This is a genomic window from Cupriavidus sp. 207A1, from assembly GCF_057798955.1.
Window position 1 is genome coordinate 1 of the sequence record NZ_JBYOJO010000013.1, and the last position, 20,885, is coordinate 20,885.

Consider the following 20,885-nt stretch of genomic DNA (forward strand, 5'->3'; position numbering starts at 1 on the left):
AAATGGCAAAGGAAAAGTTCGAGCGGACCAAGCCGCACGTGAACGTTGGTACGATTGGTCACGTTGACCATGGCAAGACCACGCTGACCGCAGCGATCGCCACGGTGCTGGCAGCGAAGTTCGGCGGTGCGGCCAAGAAGTACGACGAAATCGACGCAGCGCCGGAAGAAAAGGCTCGCGGTATTACCATCAATACCGCCCACGTCGAATACGAGACGGCCAACCGCCACTACGCGCACGTTGACTGCCCGGGCCACGCCGACTACGTGAAGAACATGATCACGGGTGCCGCCCAGATGGACGGCGCGATCCTGGTGTGCTCGGCCGCTGACGGCCCGATGCCGCAGACGCGCGAGCACATCCTGCTGGCCCGTCAGGTTGGCGTGCCGTACATCATCGTGTTCCTGAACAAGTGCGACATGGTGGACGACGCCGAACTGCTCGAGCTGGTCGAGATGGAAGTTCGCGAGCTGCTGTCGAAGTACGAATTCCCCGGCGACGACACCCCGATCATCAAGGGTTCGGCCAAGCTGGCGCTGGAAGGCGACAAGGGCGACCTGGGCGAAGAAGCCATCATGCGCCTGGCCGACGCGCTGGACACCTACATCCCGACGCCGGAGCGTGCCGTTGACGGTACCTTCCTGATGCCGGTGGAAGACGTGTTCTCGATCTCGGGTCGCGGCACCGTGGTGACCGGCCGTATCGAGCGCGGCATCATCAAGGTCGGCGAAGAAATCGAAATCGTCGGTATCAAGCCGACGGTGAAGACCACCTGCACCGGCGTGGAAATGTTCCGCAAGCTGCTGGACCAGGGCCAGGCTGGCGACAACGTCGGTCTGCTGCTGCGCGGCACCAAGCGTGAAGACGTCGAGCGCGGCCAGGTGCTGTGCAAGCCGGGTTCGATCAAGCCGCACACCCACTTCACCGGCGAGGTGTACATCCTGTCGAAGGACGAAGGCGGCCGTCACACCCCGTTCTTCAACAACTATCGCCCGCAGTTCTACTTCCGTACCACCGACGTGACCGGCTCGATCGAGCTGCCGAAGGACAAGGAAATGGTCATGCCGGGTGACAACGTGTCGATCACCGTCAAGCTGATCGCCCCGATCGCCATGGAAGAAGGCCTGCGCTTCGCCATCCGCGAAGGTGGCCGTACCGTCGGCGCCGGCGTCGTGGCAAAGATCCTCGACTAAGCTGTTCGATAGCGAATGCGGCACCAACCGGCCGCATTCGTTGCCAGAGGGGTTGGCGCAAGCGTCGACCCCGAAGTTGTTTTAGGGGTATAGCTCAACTGGCAGAGCGTCGGTCTCCAAAACCGAAGGTTGGGGGTTCGATTCCCTCTGCCCCTGCCAAATCAATCAGCCGCGTCGCGAGGAGCAATCGTGACGCGGCTTAGTCTCGTTTGCGAAACATGGCCAATCCCAATGTTGAAACCGTGAACGCCAGCAGCGGCAAGTGGATGCTTGGCGTCGCGGTGCTGCTGGTGGTTGCGGGCGTCATCGGTTTCTATGCACTGGCACAGCAACCGTCTTATGTACGTGGCGCCGCACTGTTCGGTGGTATTGCACTGGGTATCGTGGTTGCGCTGGTGTCGGCACCGGGCAAGGACTTTATCGGGTTCGCCAAGGAATCGTATCGGGAAGTTCGCAAGGTCGTCTGGCCGACGCGCAAGGAATCCGGGCAGATGACGGGGCTGGTCTTCGTTTTTGTCGTCATCATGGCACTGTTCCTGTGGTCGGCGGACAAGCTCATCGAGTGGATCGTGTTTTCACTCGTACTGGGCTGGAAATAAGAGGTAGCACATGACGGATAACGCCCAGCAGGAAACCGCCGCGCCGGAATCGCCTTCGTCGAAGAAGCGCTGGTATGTGGTGCATGCCTACTCCGGCATGGAGAAGAGCGTGCAACGCGCGCTGCAGGAGCGCATCGAGCGCGCCGAGATGCAGGACAAGTTCGGCCGCATCCTGGTGCCGTCCGAAGAAGTGGTGGAAATCAAGGGTGGCCACAAGTCGGTCACCGAGCGTCGTTTCTTCCCCGGCTACGTGCTGGTGGAAATGGAAATGACCGACGAGACCTGGCACCTGGTGAAGAACACCAGCAAGGTTACCGGTTTCGTGGGCGGCGCCCGCAATCGCCCGAGCCCGATTTCGCAGCGCGAAGTCGACAAGATCATGACCCAGATGCAGGAAGGGGTCGAGAAGCCGCGTCCCAAGACGCTGTTTGAAGTGGGCGAAATGGTGCGCGTCAAGGACGGCCCGTTCACCGACTTCAACGGCAACGTGGAAGAAGTGAACTACGAGAAGTCGCGCCTGCGCGTCTCGGTCACCATCTTCGGACGTGCAACGCCGGTCGAGCTCGAGTTCGGCCAGGTCGAGAAGGTTTAAGGAATTTGCCGGTTGTCGGCCGAAAGGGCGGCAACGGGCAGCGGCGGTGCCCCAGGGCACTGCCAAAGAGGAGCGTGAGGCCGTGCCACCGGTGCGGCGACAGCGCGTTACGACTCAACAGGATCGCAACCCCTGCGTGGAGCGATCCGGATTGGAGTAGAGATGGCCAAGAAGATCATTGGCTTTATCAAGCTGCAGATTCCGGCTGGTAAGGCAAATCCCTCCCCGCCCGTTGGTCCCGCACTGGGTCAGCGTGGTCTGAACATCATGGAGTTCTGCAAGGCGTTCAACGCCCAGACCCAGGGTATGGAACCCGGTCTGCCGGTGCCGGTGGTGATTACCGCCTTCGCCGACAAGAGCTTCACCTTCGTGATGAAGTCGCCGCCGGCGACCGTGCTGATCAAGAAGGCAGCCGGCATCACCAAGGGTTCGCCGAAGCCCCACACCGACAAGGTTGGCAAGATCACCCGCGCCCAGGCTGAAGAAATCGCCAAGGCCAAGAACGCTGACCTGACCGCCGCCGACCTGGACGCCGCCGTGCGTACCATCGCCGGTTCGGCTCGTTCGATGGGCATCACCGTGGAGGGTCTGTAAATGGCTAAGGTTTCCAAGCGCGTCGCCGCCAACAAGGCGAAGATCGAGCGTACCAAGTTCTACCCGATCGACGAGGCCCTGGGCCTGGTGAAGGGCTGCGCCTCGGCGAAGTTCGACGAGTCGATCGACGTGGCCGTGCAGCTGGGCATCGACGCCAAGAAGTCGGACCAGGTGGTGCGTGGTTCCGTGGTGCTGCCCGCCGGTACCGGCAAGTCGGTGCGCGTGGCCGTGTTCGCCCAGGGCGACAAGGCCGAGGCCGCCAAGGCCGCCGGTGCTGACATCGTCGGCATGGAAGACCTGGCCGAGCAAGTCAAGGCCGGCAACCTGAACTTCGACGTCGTGATCGCTTCGCCGGACACGATGCGTGTCGTCGGTACGCTGGGCCAGATCCTGGGCCCGCGCGGCCTGATGCCGAACCCGAAGGTCGGTACCGTGACCCCCGATGTGGCCCAGGCCGTGAAGAACGCCAAGGCCGGTCAGGTCCAGTTCCGTGTCGACAAGGCCGGTATCATCCACGCCACCATCGGCCGCCGTTCGTTCGAAGACGCCGCGCTGAAGAGCAACCTGGCGGCGCTGCTGGACGCGCTGGTCAAGGCCAAGCCGGCCACCAGCAAGGGCGTCTACCTGCGCAAGGTCGCGGTCTCTTCGACCATGGGCGTGGGCGTGCGTGTGGACCAGGCTACGCTGGCAGCCTGAGCTGACGGCACATTGCTGACCGGAACCCGATAACACCGGTCGGCAAGCAAGAATTGAAGACCCTGGCCAGTGGCGAGGGTCGTCTCCGGACCGCAAGGAAGGGAGCAAGGCTTTGGGCAGTGGTGCCGTGCTCGATGCGCAAGCATCGGCCGGCATCGCTGGTTATCAAAGACCGCTGGTGTCCTTTGTCCGCGGCAACAGGGCGGAAAGGGCTTAATCGGTTGGAGCGCGAGCGAAGGCTTTACGCCTGAGCCAGACGTTTCAGCCAGCCAGCGCAGATGGCGCACCCGAAGGGATTGATGAAGCCGGGCCTCGACCCGGATGATTCGGGCCAATCGGACGCCGTTCGTTTGTGCTGACGTGAAGGCTCCGGTATTGCCGGAGACCCAGCGTCATTTTGGAGCTTAACCGTGCCACTCAATATTGAAGATAAGAAGGCCGTCGTTGCTGAGGTCTCGGCGCAAGTCGCCAAGGCCCAGACCATCGTCGTTGCCGAATATCGCGGCATTGCGGTTGGCGATCTGACCAAGCTGCGTGCTGCCGCTCGCCAGCAAGGCGTGTACCTGCGCGTTCTGAAGAACACGCTGGCCCGCCGTGCCGTCGAAGGTACGCCGTTTGCAGGCCTCGCAGAGCAGATGACCGGTCCGCTGATCTACGGTATTTCCGAAGATGCAGTGGCCTCGGCCAAGGTTCTGAACGACTTCGCCAAGACCAACGACAAGCTGGTCCTGCGCGCCGGGTCGTATGACGGCAAGGTTCTCGACGCTGCCGCCGTGAAGGCGCTGGCCTCGATCCCGAGCCGCGACGAACTGATTGCTCAGCTGCTGGGCGTGATGCAGGCACCGGTGTCGGGCTTCGCCCGTCTGCTGGCTGCTCTGGCCGCCAAGAAGGCAGAAGGCGCTCCCGCGGAAGCGGAAGCTGCCGGCGCCTAAGGCAATCCAGGCCGCGCATCGCAAGATCGCATTACCGATACCGAATCAAATCTAGTAGGAGTATTTCAAATGGCAATCACCAAAGACGACATCCTGGAAGCCGTTGGCGCGATGTCCGTGATGGAACTGAACGACCTGGTCAAGGCGTTCGAAGAGAAGTTTGGCGTGTCGGCCGCTGCCATGGCCGTGGCTGCTGCTCCGGGCGCTGCCGGTGCTGCTGCTGCCGAAGAGCAGACCGAATTCAACGTGATCCTGGCCGAAGTCGGCGCCAACAAGGTTGGCGTGATTAAGGCTGTTCGCGAAATCACCGGCCTGGGCCTGAAGGAAGCCAAGGACCTGGTCGATGGCGCACCGAAGCCCGTCAAGGAAGGCGTGGACAAGGCTGCTGCTGCCGAAGCCAAGAAGAAGCTGGAAGACGCCGGCGCCAAGGTCGACGTCAAGTAATGCTGTACTCGCGTGCCCCTGCGGCACGCGAACAGGGCTGGCAAAGGGAAATTCCCGGCGCCAGCCTTTTTGCGCTTGTGCGTTTGTGTTTTAGTCAACACTCGGCACAGCGCTAACGCGGTAAATGTGATTTTTGCGACTCGCGGCGACGGTGCATTTGCCTGCGATTCAGCAGAGGCCAAACATCAGTGGCACACTAAGTGGTTGCTGCTGATGTTTGTCTTCTGAACCGACTGCAGAAGACAAGTTTGGTCGGGTGTCCCCCGGGCGAGTACAGGCGTTGCGCTGAAGCGACGACCACACCGCCCGCAGCGTGCGGACACCGTCAGCCAGAGGTTGGTAGCGGCCAACCGCCAAATCCCCTCCCAGTCGCTGAACACCTCAGGTCCGGCCAGGTCCAGCCAGCCCTGCGATGATTCGGAGATCCCATGGCGTACAGCTTCACCGAAAAGAAGCGCATTCGCAAAAGCTTTGCGAAGCGCGCGACGGTACATCAGGTTCCATTCCTGCTTGCCACCCAGATTGAATCCTACACCCAGTTCTTGCAAGCGGATACGCCACCCGCACGTCGCAAGACCGAAGGCCTGCAGGCCGCTTTCAACGCGATTTTCCCGATCTCCTCGCATAACGGGCTTGCCCGTATGGAGTTCGTCTCGTATCACCTGTCCAACCCGCCGTTTGACGTCAAGGAATGCCAGCAGCGTGGCCTGACGTTCCACTCGGCGCTGCGCGCCAAGGTTCGCCTGATCATCAACGATCGCGAGAACCCGGGCAAGGTCAAGGAAGTGAAGGAGCAGGAAGTCTACATGGGCGAGATTCCGCTCATGACTTCCACGGGTTCGTTCGTCATCAACGGCACCGAGCGTGTCATCGTCTCGCAGCTGCACCGCTCGCCGGGCGTGTTCTTCGAGCACGACAAGGGCAAGACCCACAGCTCGGGCAAGCTGCTGTTCTCGGCACGCATCATCCCCTACCGCGGCTCCTGGCTGGACTTCGAATTCGATCCGAAGGACATCCTGTACTTCCGCGTCGACCGCCGCCGCAAGATGCCGGTGACGATCCTGCTGAAGTCGATCGGCCTGACCCCGGAACAGATCCTGGCGCACTTCTTCGTGTTCGACAATTTCACGCTGCAGTCGGAAGGCGCGCAGCTGGAGTTCGTGCCCGAGCGCCTGCGCGGTGAAGTCGCGCGCTTCGACATCGCCGACAAGAACGGCCGCGTGGTGGTCGAGAAGGACAAGCGGATCAACGCCAAGCACATCCGCGACCTGGACTCGGCCGGCACCAAGCTGATCAGCGTGCCGGAAGACTATCTGCTGGGCCGCGTGCTGGCCAAGAACATCATCGACCCGGATACCGGCGAGGTGATCGCCAACGCCAACGACGAGCTGACCGAAGCGCTGCTGGAAAACCTGCGCGAAGCCGGCGTCAAGCAGATCCAGACCTTGTACACCAACGACCTGGACCAGGGCCCGTACATGTCGCAGACCCTGCGCGTGGACGAGACCGTCGACCAGACCGCCGCGCGTATCGCGATCTACCGCATGATGCGCCCGGGCGAGCCGCCGACCGAGGAAGCCGTGGAAGCGCTGTTCCAGCGCCTGTTCTACAGCGAAGAGTCGTACGACCTGTCGCGCGTTGGCCGCATGAAGGTGAACAGCCGCCTGGGCCGCCCCAGCGGCGAAGGCGCCATGGTGCTGCAGGACGAGGACATCCTCGAGACCATCAAGATCCTGGTCAACCTGCGCAACGGCAAGGGCGAGGTCGATGACATCGACCACCTGGGCAACCGTCGCGTGCGTTGCGTCGGCGAACTGGCCGAAAACCAGTTCCGCGCCGGCCTGTCGCGCGTGGAGCGTGCCGTCAAGGAACGTCTGGGCCAGGCCGAGACCGAGAACCTGATGCCGCACGACCTGATCAACTCCAAGCCGATCTCGTCGGCGATCCGCGAGTTCTTCGGTTCGTCGCAGCTGTCGCAGTTCATGGACCAGACCAACCCGCTGTCCGAGATCACGCACAAGCGCCGTGTCTCCGCACTGGGCCCGGGCGGCCTGACCCGCGAGCGCGCCGGCTTTGAAGTCCGCGACGTGCACCCGACCCACTACGGCCGCGTGTGCCCGATCGAAACGCCGGAAGGTCCGAACATTGGTCTGATCAACTCGCTGGCACTGTATGCCCGCCTGAACGAATACGGCTTCCTGGAAACGCCGTACCGCAAGGTGGTCGACAGCAAGCTGACCGACGAGGTCGACTACCTGTCGGCGATCGAGGAAGGCAAGTACGTGGTGGCGCAGGCCAACGCGACCGTCGATGCCGACGGCAACCTGACCGACGAACTGGTGTCGGCGCGCGAAGGCTCCGAGCGTGAAACCCGTATGGTGACGCCGGACCGCGTGCAGTACATCGACGTGGCGCCGTCGCAGATCGTGTCGGCCGCTGCCTCGCTGGTGCCGTTCCTGGAACACGATGACGCGAACCGTGCACTGATGGGCGCGAACATGCAGCGTCAGGCCGTGCCTTGCCTGCGTCCGGACAAGCCGCTGGTCGGCACCGGCATCGAGCGCACCGTTGCGGTCGACTCGGGTACGGCCGTGCAGGCGATGCGTGGCGGCGTGGTCGACTACGTCGACGCGATGCGTATCGTGATCCGCGTGAACGACGACGAAGCCGTCGCCGGTGAAGTCGGCGTGGACATCTACAACCTGATCAAGTACACGCGCTCGAACCAGAACACCAACATCAACCAGCGTCCGATGGTGAAGGTTGGCGACCACGTTGCCCGCGGCGACGTGATTGCCGACGGCGCCTCGACCGACCTGGGCGAGCTGGCGCTGGGCCAGAACATGCTGGTGGCGTTCATGCCGTGGAACGGCTACAACTTCGAGGATTCGATCCTGATCTCGGAGCGTGTGGTGGCCGAAGACCGCTATACCTCGATCCACATCGAGGAACTGTCGGTCGTCGCCCGCGACACCAAGCTGGGACCGGAAGAAATCACGCGCGATATCTCGAACCTGGCCGAAGCCCAACTGGCTCGCCTGGACGAGTCGGGCATCACCTACATCGGTGCCGAGGTTGAAGCCGGCGACGTGCTGGTGGGCAAGGTCACGCCGAAGGGCGAGACCCAGCTGACGCCGGAAGAGAAGCTGCTGCGCGCGATCTTCGGCGAGAAGGCGTCGGACGTGAAGGACACCTCGCTGCGCGTGCCGTCGGGCATGAGCGGCATCGTGATCGACGTCCAGGTCTTCACCCGCGAAGGCGTGACGCGCGACAAGCGTGCCCAGTCGATCATCGACGACGAACTGAAGCGCTACCGCCTGGACCTGAACGACCAGCTGCGTATCGTGGAAGGCGACGCGTTCCAGCGTCTGGAGCGTCTGCTGGTCGACAAGACCGTCAACGGCGGTCCGAAGAAGCTGGCCAAGGGTGCCAAGATCACCAAGGAGTACCTGGCGGACATCGACAAGTACCACTGGTTCGACATCCGTCCGGCCGACGAGGAACTGGCCGCCCAGCTGGAAGCCGTCAAGGAAGCCATCGAGCAGAAGCGCCACGAGTTCGACCTGGCCTTCGAAGAGAAGCGCAAGAAGCTGACGCAAGGCGACGAACTGCCGCCGGGCGTGATCAAGATGGTCAAGGTCTACCTGGCCGTCAAGCGCCGCCTGCAGCCTGGCGACAAGATGGCCGGCCGTCACGGTAACAAGGGTGTGGTGTCGAAGATCGTGCCGATCGAAGACATGCCGTACATGGCGGACGGTACCCCGGCCGACATCGTGCTGAACCCGCTGGGCGTGCCGTCGCGGATGAACGTGGGCCAGATCCTGGAAACCCACCTGGGCTGGGCCGCGCGCGGCCTGGGCCAGCGCATCGGCGACATGCTCAAGGCTTCGGCCAAGGCGCAGGAACTGCGCACGCTGCTCTCGCAGATCTACAACGAGAGCGGCAAGCCGGAAGACCTGGACAGCCTGAGCGATGCCGAAGTGCTGGAGCTGGCGCACAACCTGAAGAAGGGCGTGCCGTTCGCGACCCCGGTGTTCGATGGTGCGCACGAGAAGGAAATCAAGCGCATGCTCGACCTGGCCTACCCGGACGAGATTGCCGCCGAGAAGGGCCTGACGGCTTCCAAGCAGCAGGTCACGCTGCACGACGGCCGCACCGGCGAAGCGTTCGAGCGTCCGGTCACGCTGGGTGTGATGCACATGCTGAAGCTGCACCACCTGGTCGACGACAAGATGCACGCACGTTCCACCGGCCCGTACTCGCTGGTGACGCAGCAGCCGCTGGGCGGCAAGGCCCAGTTCGGTGGCCAGCGTTTCGGTGAGATGGAAGTGTGGGCACTGGAAGCCTACGGCGCGTCGTACGTGCTGCAGGAAATGCTGACGGTCAAGTCCGATGACGTGAACGGCCGTACCAAGGTGTACGAGAACATCGTCAAGGGCGAGCACTCGATCGACGCCGGCATGCCGGAATCGTTCAACGTGCTGGTGAAGGAAATCCGCTCGCTGGGTATCGACATCGACCTCGATCGCTACTGATCGAGACGATGCGGGTGCTGGCCACGGCGGGCACCCACCAGCGAAGGATTTCCCACAGGATGAATGCCATCGACCCGGACAGACTCCGGGACGGTGGCGAAACAAGGAGTTGCAATGAAAGCATTGCTCGATCTCTTTAAGCAGGTACAGCAGGAAGAGCAGTTCGACGCGATCAAGATCGGCCTGGCCTCGCCCGAGAAGATCCGTTCGTGGTCGTACGGCGAAGTGAAGAAGCCGGAAACGATCAACTACCGTACGTTCAAGCCGGAACGCGACGGCCTGTTCTGCGCCAAGATCTTTGGCCCGATCAAGGACTACGAGTGCCTGTGCGGCAAGTACAAGCGCCTGAAGCACCGCGGCGTGATCTGCGAGAAGTGCGGCGTTGAAGTGACGCTGGCCAAGGTGCGCCGCGAGCGCATGGGCCATATCGAACTGGCCGCGCCGACCGCGCACATCTGGTTCCTGAAGTCGCTGCCGTCGCGCCTGGGCATGGTCCTGGACATGACGCTGCGCGACATCGAGCGCGTGCTGTACTTCGAAGCGTTCGTGGTGATCGAACCCGGCATGACCCCGCTCAAGAAGAGCCAGATCATGTCCGAAGACGACTACCTGGCGAAGTGCGACGAGTACGGCGAGGGCGAATTCGTCGCCATGATGGGTGCCGAGGGCATCCGTGAACTGCTGCGCGGCATCGACATCGAGAAGCAGATCGAACAGATCCGCGCCGAACTGCAGGCCACCGGCTCCGAAGCCAAGATCAAGAAGTTCGCCAAGCGCCTGAAGGTGCTCGAGGCCTTCCAGCGTTCGGGCATCAAGCCCGAGTGGATGATCCTCGAAGTGCTGCCGGTGCTGCCGCCCGAGCTGCGCCCGCTGGTGCCGCTGGACGGCGGTCGCTTCGCGACCTCGGACCTGAACGACCTGTATCGCCGCGTCATCAACCGTAACAACCGCCTCAAGCGCCTGCTGGAGCTGAAGGCCCCTGAGATCATCGTGCGCAACGAAAAGCGCATGCTGCAGGAAGCGGTTGACTCGCTGCTGGACAACGGCCGTCGCGGCAAGGCGATGACCGGCGCCAACAAGCGTCCGCTGAAGTCGCTGGCCGAAATGATCAAGGGCAAGGGCGGCCGTTTCCGTCAGAACCTGCTGGGCAAGCGCGTCGACTACTCGGGCCGTTCGGTCATCGTGGTGGGCCCGACGCTCAAGCTGCACCAGTGCGGCCTGCCCAAGCTGATGGCGCTCGAGCTGTTCAAGCCGTTCATCTTCCACAAGCTGGAAACGATGGGCATCGCCACCACCATCAAGGCGGCGAAGAAGGAAGTCGAAAGCCAGACCCCGGTGGTGTGGGACATCCTCGAAGAGGTGATCCGCGAGCACCCGGTGATGCTGAACCGTGCGCCGACGCTGCACCGCCTGGGTATCCAGGCGTTCGAGCCGGTGCTGATCGAAGGCAAGGCCATCCAGCTGCACCCGCTCGTCTGCGCGGCGTTCAACGCCGACTTCGACGGTGACCAGATGGCTGTCCACGTGCCGCTGTCGCTGGAAGCGCAGATGGAAGCCCGCACCCTGATGCTGGCCTCCAACAACGTGCTGTTCCCGGCCAACGGCGACCCGTCGATCGTGCCGTCGCAGGACGTGGTGCTGGGCCTGTACTACACGACCCGCGACAAGATCAACGGCAAGGGCGAAGGCATGACCTTCGCCGACATCAGCGAAGTGATCCGCGCCTACGAGAACAAGGAAGTCGAACTGGCTTCGCGCGTGAACGTGCGTATCACCGAGTATGAGCTGGTCGACAAGGATGCCGAGGGCGACGCGCGTTTCGCGCCCAAGATCACGCTGCAGGCCACCACGGTCGGCCGCGCGATCCTGTCCGAGATCCTGCCCAAGGGCCTGCCGTTCTCGGTGCTGAACAAGCCGCTGAAGAAGAAGGAAATCTCGCGCCTGATCAACACGGCGTTCCGCCGCTGCGGCCTGCGCGAGACCGTGATCTTTGCCGACAAGCTGCTGCAGTCGGGCTTCCGCCTGGCGACCCGCGCCGGTATCTCGATCGCGATCGACGACATGCTGGTGCCGCCGGCGAAGGAAAAGATCATCGCCGAGGCCTCGGCCAAGGTGAAGGAATACGACAAGCAGTACATGTCGGGCCTGGTGACCGACCAGGAGCGCTACAACAACGTCGTGGACATCTGGGGCGCCGCCGGCGACCAGGTGGGCAAGGCGATGATGGAGCAGCTCCAGCACGAGGACGTGGTCGACCGCGAAGGCAAGACCGTGAAGCAGGAGTCGTTCAACTCCATCTACATGATGGCCGACTCGGGCGCACGGGGTTCCGCCGCGCAGATCCGCCAGCTGGCTGGCATGCGCGGCCTGATGGCCAAGCCGGATGGCTCGATCATTGAAACGCCGATTACGGCGAACTTCCGTGAAGGCCTGAACGTTCTGCAGTACTTCATCTCGACCCACGGCGCCCGTAAGGGCCTGGCCGATACCGCACTGAAGACCGCGAACTCGGGTTACCTGACCCGTCGTCTGGTCGACGTGACGCAGGATCTGGTCGTGGTGGAAGACGATTGCGGCACCTCCAACGGCGTGGCCATGAAGGCCCTGGTCGAAGGCGGTGAAGTGATCGAAGCCCTGCGTGACCGTATCCTCGGCCGCGTGACCGTGGCTGACGTGGTCAACCCGGAAACCCAGGAAACCGCGATCGAATCCGGCACGCTGCTGGACGAAGACCTGGTCGAGCTGATCGACAACATCGGCGTGGACGAGGTCAAGGTTCGCACCCCGCTGTCGTGCGACACGCGCTACGGCCTGTGCGCCAAGTGCTACGGCCGCGACCTGGGCCGCGGCGTGCTGGTGAACTCGGGCGAAGCGGTGGGCGTGATTGCCGCCCAGTCGATCGGTGAGCCGGGCACGCAGCTGACCATGCGTACGTTCCACATCGGTGGTGCGGCATCGCGTGCGGCAGTGGCATCGAGCGTGGAAGCCAAGGCAACCGGTACCGTGCGTTTCACGGCGACCATGCGTTACGTCACCAATGCGAAGGGCGAGCTGATCGTCATCTCGCGTTCGGGCGAGGCGCTGATCACCGACGACCACGGCCGCGAGCGTGAGCGCCACAAGATCCCGTACGGCGCCACGCTGCTGGTGCAGGACGGCCAGGCCATCAAGGCTGGCACGCAGCTGGCCACGTGGGACGCGCTGACTCGCCCGATCGTGTCGGAATACACCGGTACGATCAAGTTCGAGAACGTCGAAGAAGGCGTGACCGTCGCCAAGCAGATGGACGAAGTGACGGGCCTGTCGACCCTGGTGGTGATCGACGCCAAGCGCCGCACGGCCGCAACCAAGGGCATCCGCCCGCAGGTGAAGCTGCTCGACGCCAACGGCCAGGAAGTGAAGATCCCGGGCACGGACCATTCCGTGACCATCGGCTTCCAGGTCGGCGCGCTGATTACCGTGAAGGACGGCCAGCAGGTGCACGTGGGTGAAGTGCTCGCGCGTATCCCGACCGAGTCGCAGAAGACCCGCGACATTACCGGTGGTCTGCCGCGCGTGGCCGAGCTGTTCGAAGCGCGTTCGCCGAAGGATGCCGCCGTGCTGGCGGAAGTCACCGGCACGACTTCGTTCGGCAAGGACACCAAGGGCAAGCAGCGCCTGGTCATCACCGACCTGGACGGCAATGCCCACGAGTTCCTGATCGCGAAGGAAAAGCAGGTGCTGGTGCACGACGGCCAGGTGGTGAACAAGGGCGAAATGATCGTGGAAGGTCCGGCGGACCCGCACGACATCCTGCGCCTGAAGGGCATCGAAGAGCTGGCGCACTACATCGTCGACGAAGTCCAGGACGTGTACCGTCTGCAGGGCGTGAAGATCAACGACAAGCACATCGAGGTGATCGTTCGCCAGATGCTGCGTCGGGTCCAGATCGTCGACGTGGGCGACACCAAGTTCATCCCGGGTGAACAGGTGGAGCGTTCGGAACTGCTCGACGAGAACGACCGCGTGATCGCCGAAGGCAAGCGTCCGGCGACCTACGAGAACCTGCTGCTGGGTATTACCAAGGCGTCGCTGTCGACCGACAGCTTCATCTCGGCGGCATCGTTCCAGGAAACCACGCGCGTGCTGACCGAAGCCGCGATCATGGGCAAGACCGACGACCTGCGTGGCCTGAAGGAAAACGTGATCGTCGGCCGCCTGATCCCGGCCGGTACCGGCCTGGCCTACCACCGTGCCCGCAAGGCGCGCGAGGCCTCCGAGCGCGAACGCGCCCAGGCGATCGCCGAAGAAGAGCAGTCGCTCTTCATCGAGCCGCCGGTGGTGCAGGCGACCGAGGGCGAAGGCGACAACGCCTGATCTCGTTGCAGTGATAACCGCCGCAAGGCGGACCAAAGCCCGGCTGATCCAGCCGGGCTTTTTTTGTCCGCGCGCGGCGCGGCCTTTCGTGAGAAAGATCGGAGAGTTTGCCGCGCGGGCGCGGCGGCCGGCCCCCTTAGTGGTAAGGTTACGGCTTTTCCGGCTCCAGCATTTCCGTTGTCCATGTCGCAAGCACTGGCGATCCTCAAGGATGTCTTCGGCTACCACGCCTTCCGCGGGCGCCAGGCCGAGATCATCGACCACGTCGCCGCGGGCGGCGATTGCCTGGTGCTGATGCCGACCGGCGGCGGCAAGTCGCTGTGCTACCAGATCCCGGCGCTGCTGCGCCAGCGCGCCGGCGACGGCGTCGGCATCGTGGTGTCGCCGCTGATCGCGCTGATGCAGGACCAGGTCGCGGCGCTGACCGAGGCCGGCGTGCGCGCCGCGGTGCTCAACTCGACGCTGACCGGCGCCGAGGCCTCGGCGGTCGAGCGCGACCTGCTGGCCGGACGCATCGAGATTCTCTACGTGGCGCCGGAACGGCTGATGACGCCGCGCTTCCTTGACCTGCTCGAGCGCACCCGCGTCGGGCTGTTCGCCATCGACGAAGCCCACTGCGTGTCGCAATGGGGCCATGACTTCCGGCCGGAGTACATCCAGCTGTCGGTGCTGCACGAGCGCTTCCCGTACGTGCCGCGCATCGCGCTGACCGCGACCGCCGACGCGCTGACGCGCGAAGAGATCGTCGAGCGGCTGGCGCTGCACGATGCGCGCATCTTCATTTCCAGCTTCGACCGGCCCAACATCCGCTACCGCATCGTCGAGAAGGACAATGCGCGCCAGCAGCTGCTGGCCTTTATCAAGGCGGAACATACCGCGGCCGATGGCACCCACGACAGCGGCATCGTCTATTGCCTGTCGCGCAAGAAGGTCGAGGACACCGCGCAGTGGCTGAGCGGGCAGGGCATCAACGCGCTCGCCTACCATGCCGGCATGGATGCCCAGGTGCGGCAGCACCACCAGGCGCGTTTCCGCGAAGAGGAAGGGCTGGTGATGGTGGCGACGATCGCCTTCGGCATGGGCATCGACAAGCCCGACGTCCGCTTTGTCGCCCACCTGGACCTGCCCAAGAGCATGGAGGGCTATTACCAGGAAACCGGCCGCGCCGGCCGCGACGGGCTGCCCGCCAATGCCTGGATGGCCTACGGCCTGGGCGACGTGGTGCAGCAGAAGCGCATGATCGACGAATCCGAAGCGGACGAGGCCTTCAAGCGCGTGTCGTCGGCCAAGCTCGATGCGCTGCTGGGGCTTTGCGAAACCGCGGGTTGCCGGCGCGTGCGCATCCTGGCGTATTTCAACGAAGCCAGCGAGCCCTGCGGCAACTGCGATACCTGCCTCGAGCCGCCCGCCACCTGGGACGGCACGCGCGAGGCGCAGATGGCGCTGTCATGCGTGTACCGCACCGCGCAGGCAAGCCGCATCCACTTCGGTGCGACCCACCTGATCGACGTGCTGCGCGGCAATGCCTCGGAAAAGATCAAGCAATGGGGCCATGACAAGGTCTCGACCTTCGGCATCGGCAAGGACCGCTCGGTGCATGAGTGGCACACGGTGTTCCGCCAGCTGATCGCGCAAGGCTTGCTGACCATCGACCATGGCGGCCATGGCGCGCTGCTGCTGGGCGAAGACGCCCGCGCGGTGCTCAAGGGCGAGCGCCAGATCATCCTGCGCCGGCAGGCTGCCAGGCCAGGCAAGTCCGGCGAGCGCGCGGCGCGCGGCACGCGCATCGACCATACCGCCGACATGGACGCCGATACGCTGGCCAACTGGGAGGCGCTGCGCCGCTGGCGCACTGAGGCCGCGCGCGAGCATGGCGTACCGGCCTACGTGATCTTCCATGACGCCACGCTGGCCGAACTGGCGCGCACCGCGCCGGGTTCGCTCTCGGCGATGCAAGGCATTCCCGGGATTGGCGCCTCCAAGCTGGAGCGCTACGGGCAGGGCATCCTCGACACGCTGCGCGGGGCCTAGCCGCCCGGGTCTGCCAGTCGGGTATACAGCTTGACGGTATACGAATCCGCTGCTAGGATGCCAGATTCGAGTTTTTGGCTTTGGATTTCGCTCGCCCGTCGGATAAGTGGCCCTCAGGTCGCTGCCGGCAAGCCTACCGGACTGGGTTTCCATGGACGGGTGGCGGCAGACGCGGGATCCGGGTGCCGGCTCGCGCTCTTTGGCATGCTGTTACCGCACAGTCCCGTCTCCAGAGCGCCCGCTCACCTCTCCCGCCCAAAACCCGTAGTTGCCTCTCCAGCCTGGCGCATGCCGGCACGAGGGGCGTTTTTCGTCAAACCAAGCTGGATTGAACAATGCCAACTATCAACCAACTGGTTCGCAAGCCGCGCGTCTCGGAAGTCATCAAGAGCAAGAGCCCGGCGCTTGAGAACTGCCCCCAGCGCCGTGGCGTGTGCACCCGTGTGTACACCACGACGCCGAAGAAGCCGAACTCGGCACTGCGTAAGGTCGCCAAGGTGCGCCTGACCAACGGTTTCGAAGTCATTTCGTACATCGGCGGTGAAGGCCACAACCTGCAGGAACACTCGGTCGTGCTGATCCGCGGCGGCCGTGTGAAGGATCTGCCGGGTGTGCGTTACCACATCGTCCGTGGTTCGCTGGACCTGCAAGGCGTGAAGGACCGCAAGCAGGCCCGTTCGAAGTACGGCGCGAAGCGTCCGAAGGCAGCCTAAGTTCAGGCAGCCTGGGCCAGCAAGGCCCGAAGCAACAAACGATAGCCTGTGGCGCAAGTCATGGTGCTGTCACCAGGCGGCGGTACAACGAGCGCCTTTTTGGCAACCGTGCCGTCGAGTAAGTGGTCACCCGGCGAATTTGCTGTCTTTGCATGCAAGCTAGTTGGTGGCCGGAGAGCGGGAAACTCTGACCGCGCTCTCAACTGAATCTAAAGGAAAGAAGATGCCACGTCGTCGTGAAGTCCCGAAGCGGGACGTTCTGCCTGATCCGAAGTTCGGTAACGTTGAAGTTGCCAAGTTCATGAACGTGCTGATGCTGGATGGCAAGAAGTCGGTTGCCGAACGCATCGTGTACGGCGCGTTCGACCAGATCGAAAAGAAGGCAGGCAAGGCCCCCATCGAAGTGTTCTCCGTTGCGATCAACAACGTGAAGCCGGTGGTGGAAGTGAAGAGCCGTCGCGTGGGCGGCGCCAACTATCAGGTTCCGGTCGAAGTCCGTCCGTCGCGTCGTTTGGCATTGGCGATGCGCTGGCTGCGTGAGGCCGCGAAAAAACGCAGCGAGAAGTCGATGGCGCTGCGCCTGGCAGGTGAGCTGCTGGAAGCTGCTGAAGGCCGTGGTGGCGCGATGAAGAAGCGCGACGAAGTGCACCGCATGGCCGAAGCCAACAAGGCGTTCTCGCACTTCCGCTTCTAAAGCGAGCGAAAACATTGTTGGTTGCCGGGCGGGCTGTGTTTTTACACATCTCGCCCGTTTGTGTTAGGGGCGCGGGCCATGAGATGCCGGCGCCTCACGGACGAATAGAGGATTAAAGTGGCTCGTAAGACTCCCATCGAGCGTTACCGTAACATCGGTATTTCGGCTCACATTGACGCGGGTAAAACCACCACGACCGAGCGCATCCTGTTCTACACCGGTGTGAACCACAAGATCGGTGAAGTGCACGACGGCGCCGCCACCATGGACTGGATGGAGCAGGAACAGGAGCGTGGCATCACCATCACCTCCGCTGCCACCACCGCCTTCTGGAAGGGCATGGCCGGCAACTACCCCGAGCACCGCTTCAACATCATCGACACCCCGGGCCACGTGGACTTCACCATCGAGGTGGAGCGTTCCATGCGCGTGCTGGACGGCGCGTGCATGGTGTACTGCGCCGTGGGTGGCGTGCAGCCGCAGTCCGAAACCGTCTGGCGCCAAGCCAACAAGTACAGGGTTCCGCGTCTGGCATTCGTCAACAAGATGGACCGTACCGGCGCGAACTTCTTCAAGGTCTACGACCAGCTGAAGACCCGCCTGAAGGCCAACCCGGTGCCCGTCGTGGTGCCGATCGGCGCTGAAGACGGCTTCCAGGGCGTCGTCGATCTGCTGGAAATGAAGGCGATCGTTTGGGACGAAGCCAGCCAGGGCGTGAAGTTCGAATACCAGGACATTCCGGCCGAACTGCAAGCCACCGCTGACGAATGGCGCGAGAAGATGGTCGAGTCGGCCGCCGAAGCCAGCGAAGAGCTGATGGAAAAGTACCTGGGCGGCGAAGAGCTGACCCGCGCCGAGATCGTCAAGGCGCTGCGTGACCGTACCATCGCCTGCGAAATCCAGCCGATGCTGTGCGGCACCGCGTTCAAGAACAAGGGCGTGCAGCGCATGCTCGACGCCGTGATCGACTTCCTGCCGTCGCCGGTCGACATTCCGCCGGTTACGGGCACGGACGAGGACGACAGCGAGAAGAAGCTCGAGCGCAAGGCCGACGACAACGAAAAGTTCTCGGCGCTGGCGTTCAAGATCATGACCGACCCGTTCGTTGGCCAGCTGATCTTCTTCCGCGTGTATTCGGGCAAGATCAATTCGGGCGACACCGTGTACAACCCGGTGAAGCAGAAGAAGGAGCGTCTGGGCCGTATTCTGCAGATGCACGCCAACCAGCGCGAAGAAATCAAGGAAGTGCTGGCCGGCGACATCGCCGCCGCGGTGGGCCTGAAGGATGCCACCACGGGCGATACGCTGTGCGATCCGGCTGCACCGATCGTGCTCGAGCGCATGGTGTTCCCGGAGCCGGTGATCTCGCAGGCTGTCGAGCCGAAGACCAAGGCTGACCAGGAAAAGATGGGCATCGCCCTGAACCGCCTGGCCGCTGAAGATCCGTCGTTCCGCGTGCGCACCGATGAAGAATCGGGCCAGACCATTATTTCGGGCATGGGCGAGCTCCACCTCGAAATTCTGGTCGACCGCATGAAGCGCGAATTCGGCGTGGAAGCCAACATCGGCGCGCCGCAGGTGGCCTACCGCGAAACCATCCGCAAGAAGGCCGAGGACGTCGAAGGCAAGTTCGTCAAGCAGTCGGGCGGCCGCGGCCAGTACGGTCACGCCGTGATCACGCTGGAACCGCAAGAGCCGGGCAAGGGCTTCGAGTTCATCGACGCCATCAAGGGCGGTGTGATTCCTCGCGAATACATCCCGGCGGTCGAAAAGGGTATCGTCGACACCCTGACGGCCGGTATCCTGGCTGGCTTCCCGGTGGTGGACGTGAAGGTCACGCTGACCTTCGGTTCGTACCACGACGTGGACTCGAACGAAAACGCGTTCCGCATGGCCGGCTCGATGGCTTTCAAGGAAGCCATGCGCAAGGCCAGCCCGGTTCTGCTCGAGCCGATGATGGCCGTGGAAGTGGAAACGCCGGAAGACTACACCGGTACCGTGATGGGCGACCTGTCGTCCCGCCGCGGCATCGTGCAGGGCATGGACGACATGGTGGGCGGCGGCAAGATCATCAAGGCCGAAGTCCCGCTGTCGGAAATGTTCGGTTATTCGACCGCGCTGCGCTCGGCCACGCAAGGCCGCGCCACCTACACCATGGAATTCAAGCACTACGCCGAGGCACCGAAGAACATCGCCGAAGCAGTGATGGCGGCCAAGGGCAAGTAAATAAGCTGTATGCCGCCGCGACCCACCCGGGCGCGGCGGCGTGATGAATCGACAAGACTGCATTCCATTAGGAGCTAAAAAAATGGCAAAGGAAAAGTTCGAGCGGACCAAGCCGCACGTGAACGTTGGTACGATTGGTCACGTTGACCATGGCAAGACCACGCTGACCGCAGCGATCGCCACGGTGCTGGCAGCGAAGTTCGGCGGTGCGGCCAAGAAGTACGACGAAATCGACGCAGCGCCGGAAGAAAAGGCTCGCGGTATTACCATCAATACCGCCCACGTCGAATACGAGACGGCCAACCGCCACTACGCGCACGTTGACTGCCCGGGCCACGCCGACTACGTGAAGAACATGATCACGGGTGCCGCCCAGATGGACGGCGCGATCCTGGTGTGCTCGGCCGCTGACGGCCCGATGCCGCAGACGCGCGAGCACATCCTGCTGGCCCGTCAGGTTGGCGTGCCGTACATCATCGTGTTCCTGAACAAGTGCGACATGGTGGACGACGCCGAACTGCTCGAGCTGGTCGAGATGGAAGTTCGCGAGCTGCTGTCGAAGTACGAATTCCCCGGCGACGACACCCCGATCATCAAGGGTTCGGCCAAGCTGGCGCTGGAAGGCGACAAGGGCGACCTGGGCGAAGAAGCCATCATGCGCCTGGCCGACGCGCTGGACACCTACATCCCGACGCCGGAGCGTGCCGTTGACGGTACCTTCCTGATGCCGGTGGAAGACGTGTTCTCGATCTCGGGTCGCGGCACCGTGGTGACCGGCCGTATCGAGCGCGGCATCATCAAGGTCGGCGAAGAAATCGAAATCGTCGGTATCAAGCCGACGGTGAAGACCACCTGCACCGGCGTGGAAATGTTCCGCAAGCTGCTGGACCAGGGCCAGGCTGGCGACAACGTCGGTCTGCTGCTGCGCGGCACCAAGCGTGAAGACGTCGAGCGCGGCCAGGTGCTGTGCAAGCCGGGTTCGATCAAGCCGCACACCCACTTCACCGGCGAGGTGTACATCCTGTCGAAGGACGAAGGCGGCCGTCACACCCCGTTCTTCAACAACTATCGCCCGCAGTTCTACTTCCGTACCACCGACGTGACCGGCTCGATCGAGCTGCCGAAGGACAAGGAAATGGTCATGCCGGGTGACAACGTGTCGATCACCGTCAAGCTGATCGCCCCGATCGCCATGGAAGAAGGCCTGCGCTTCGCCATCCGCGAAGGTGGCCGTACCGTCGGCGCCGGCGTCGTGGCAAAGATCCTCGACTAAGCACTTC

At 63.3% G+C, this 20,885-nt stretch carries 14 protein-coding genes and 1 tRNA gene; all 15 read left to right on the plus strand.

The window, feature by feature from the left end:
- Positions 1–2 precede the first annotated feature (2 nt).
- Positions 3–1,193 (plus strand): elongation factor Tu, encoded by a 1,191-nt coding sequence (tuf, locus tag AC3FMM_RS22380; protein ID WP_062801974.1) that lies wholly within the window; start codon positions 3–5, stop codon positions 1,191–1,193.
- Between the two features lie 83 nt (positions 1,194–1,276).
- Positions 1,277–1,352 (plus strand) — tRNA-Trp (locus tag AC3FMM_RS22385).
- A gap of 59 nt (positions 1,353–1,411) precedes the next feature.
- Entirely contained in the window at positions 1,412–1,792 is a 381-nt protein-coding gene (gene secE, locus AC3FMM_RS22390) for a preprotein translocase subunit SecE (RefSeq protein ID WP_116313200.1), read from the plus strand.
- Positions 1,793–1,802: 10 nt separating this feature from the next.
- Complete coding sequence (nusG, locus tag AC3FMM_RS22395; RefSeq protein WP_012354154.1) at positions 1,803–2,384, plus strand: transcription termination/antitermination protein NusG; 582 nt, start codon at positions 1,803–1,805, stop codon at positions 2,382–2,384.
- Between the two features lie 162 nt (positions 2,385–2,546).
- Entirely contained in the window at positions 2,547–2,978 is a 432-nt protein-coding gene (gene rplK / locus AC3FMM_RS22400) for a 50S ribosomal protein L11 (protein WP_010810467.1), read from the plus strand.
- The gene (rplA, locus tag AC3FMM_RS22405) at positions 2,979–3,674 is read left to right on the plus strand and encodes a 50S ribosomal protein L1 (protein ID WP_115711160.1); all 696 of its coding nucleotides are present in this window, start codon (positions 2,979–2,981) and stop codon (positions 3,672–3,674) included.
- 410 nt (positions 3,675–4,084) lie between these two features.
- Positions 4,085–4,606 (plus strand): 50S ribosomal protein L10, encoded by a 522-nt coding sequence (rplJ, locus tag AC3FMM_RS22410; RefSeq protein ID WP_092317648.1) that lies wholly within the window; start codon positions 4,085–4,087, stop codon positions 4,604–4,606.
- Between the two features lie 69 nt (positions 4,607–4,675).
- Positions 4,676–5,050, plus strand: coding sequence for a 50S ribosomal protein L7/L12 (rplL, locus tag AC3FMM_RS22415; protein WP_012354151.1), 375 nt, complete (start codon positions 4,676–4,678; stop codon positions 5,048–5,050).
- A 428-nt stretch (positions 5,051–5,478) separates the two neighbouring features.
- Positions 5,479–9,585: a DNA-directed RNA polymerase subunit beta gene (gene rpoB / locus AC3FMM_RS22420; RefSeq protein WP_115681338.1), complete on the plus strand. Its 4,107-nt coding sequence runs from the start codon at positions 5,479–5,481 to the stop codon at positions 9,583–9,585.
- Positions 9,586–9,699: 114 nt separating this feature from the next.
- Positions 9,700–13,941 carry a DNA-directed RNA polymerase subunit beta' gene (gene rpoC / locus AC3FMM_RS22425; protein ID WP_115711158.1) on the plus strand — a complete coding sequence of 1,414 codons (4,242 nt, stop codon included), beginning with the start codon at positions 9,700–9,702 and terminating at the stop codon, positions 13,939–13,941.
- A gap of 183 nt (positions 13,942–14,124) precedes the next feature.
- On the plus strand, positions 14,125–15,972 hold the full coding sequence (recQ, locus tag AC3FMM_RS22430) for a DNA helicase RecQ (RefSeq protein ID WP_115711156.1): 1,848 nt from the start codon (positions 14,125–14,127) through the stop codon (positions 15,970–15,972).
- A gap of 335 nt (positions 15,973–16,307) precedes the next feature.
- On the plus strand, positions 16,308–16,685 hold the full coding sequence (gene rpsL / locus AC3FMM_RS22435; RefSeq protein WP_006576501.1) for a 30S ribosomal protein S12: 378 nt from the start codon (positions 16,308–16,310) through the stop codon (positions 16,683–16,685).
- 223 nt (positions 16,686–16,908) lie between these two features.
- A complete protein-coding gene (rpsG, locus tag AC3FMM_RS22440; RefSeq protein WP_012354147.1) occupies positions 16,909–17,379 on the plus strand; it encodes a 30S ribosomal protein S7 in 471 nt (156 codons plus the stop codon).
- A 117-nt stretch (positions 17,380–17,496) separates the two neighbouring features.
- A complete protein-coding gene (fusA, locus tag AC3FMM_RS22445; RefSeq protein ID WP_115711154.1) occupies positions 17,497–19,605 on the plus strand; it encodes an elongation factor G in 2,109 nt (702 codons plus the stop codon).
- An 82-nt stretch (positions 19,606–19,687) separates the two neighbouring features.
- Positions 19,688–20,878, plus strand: coding sequence for an elongation factor Tu (gene tuf, locus AC3FMM_RS22450; protein WP_062801974.1), 1,191 nt, complete (start codon positions 19,688–19,690; stop codon positions 20,876–20,878).
- Positions 20,879–20,885: the final 7 nt, after the last annotated feature.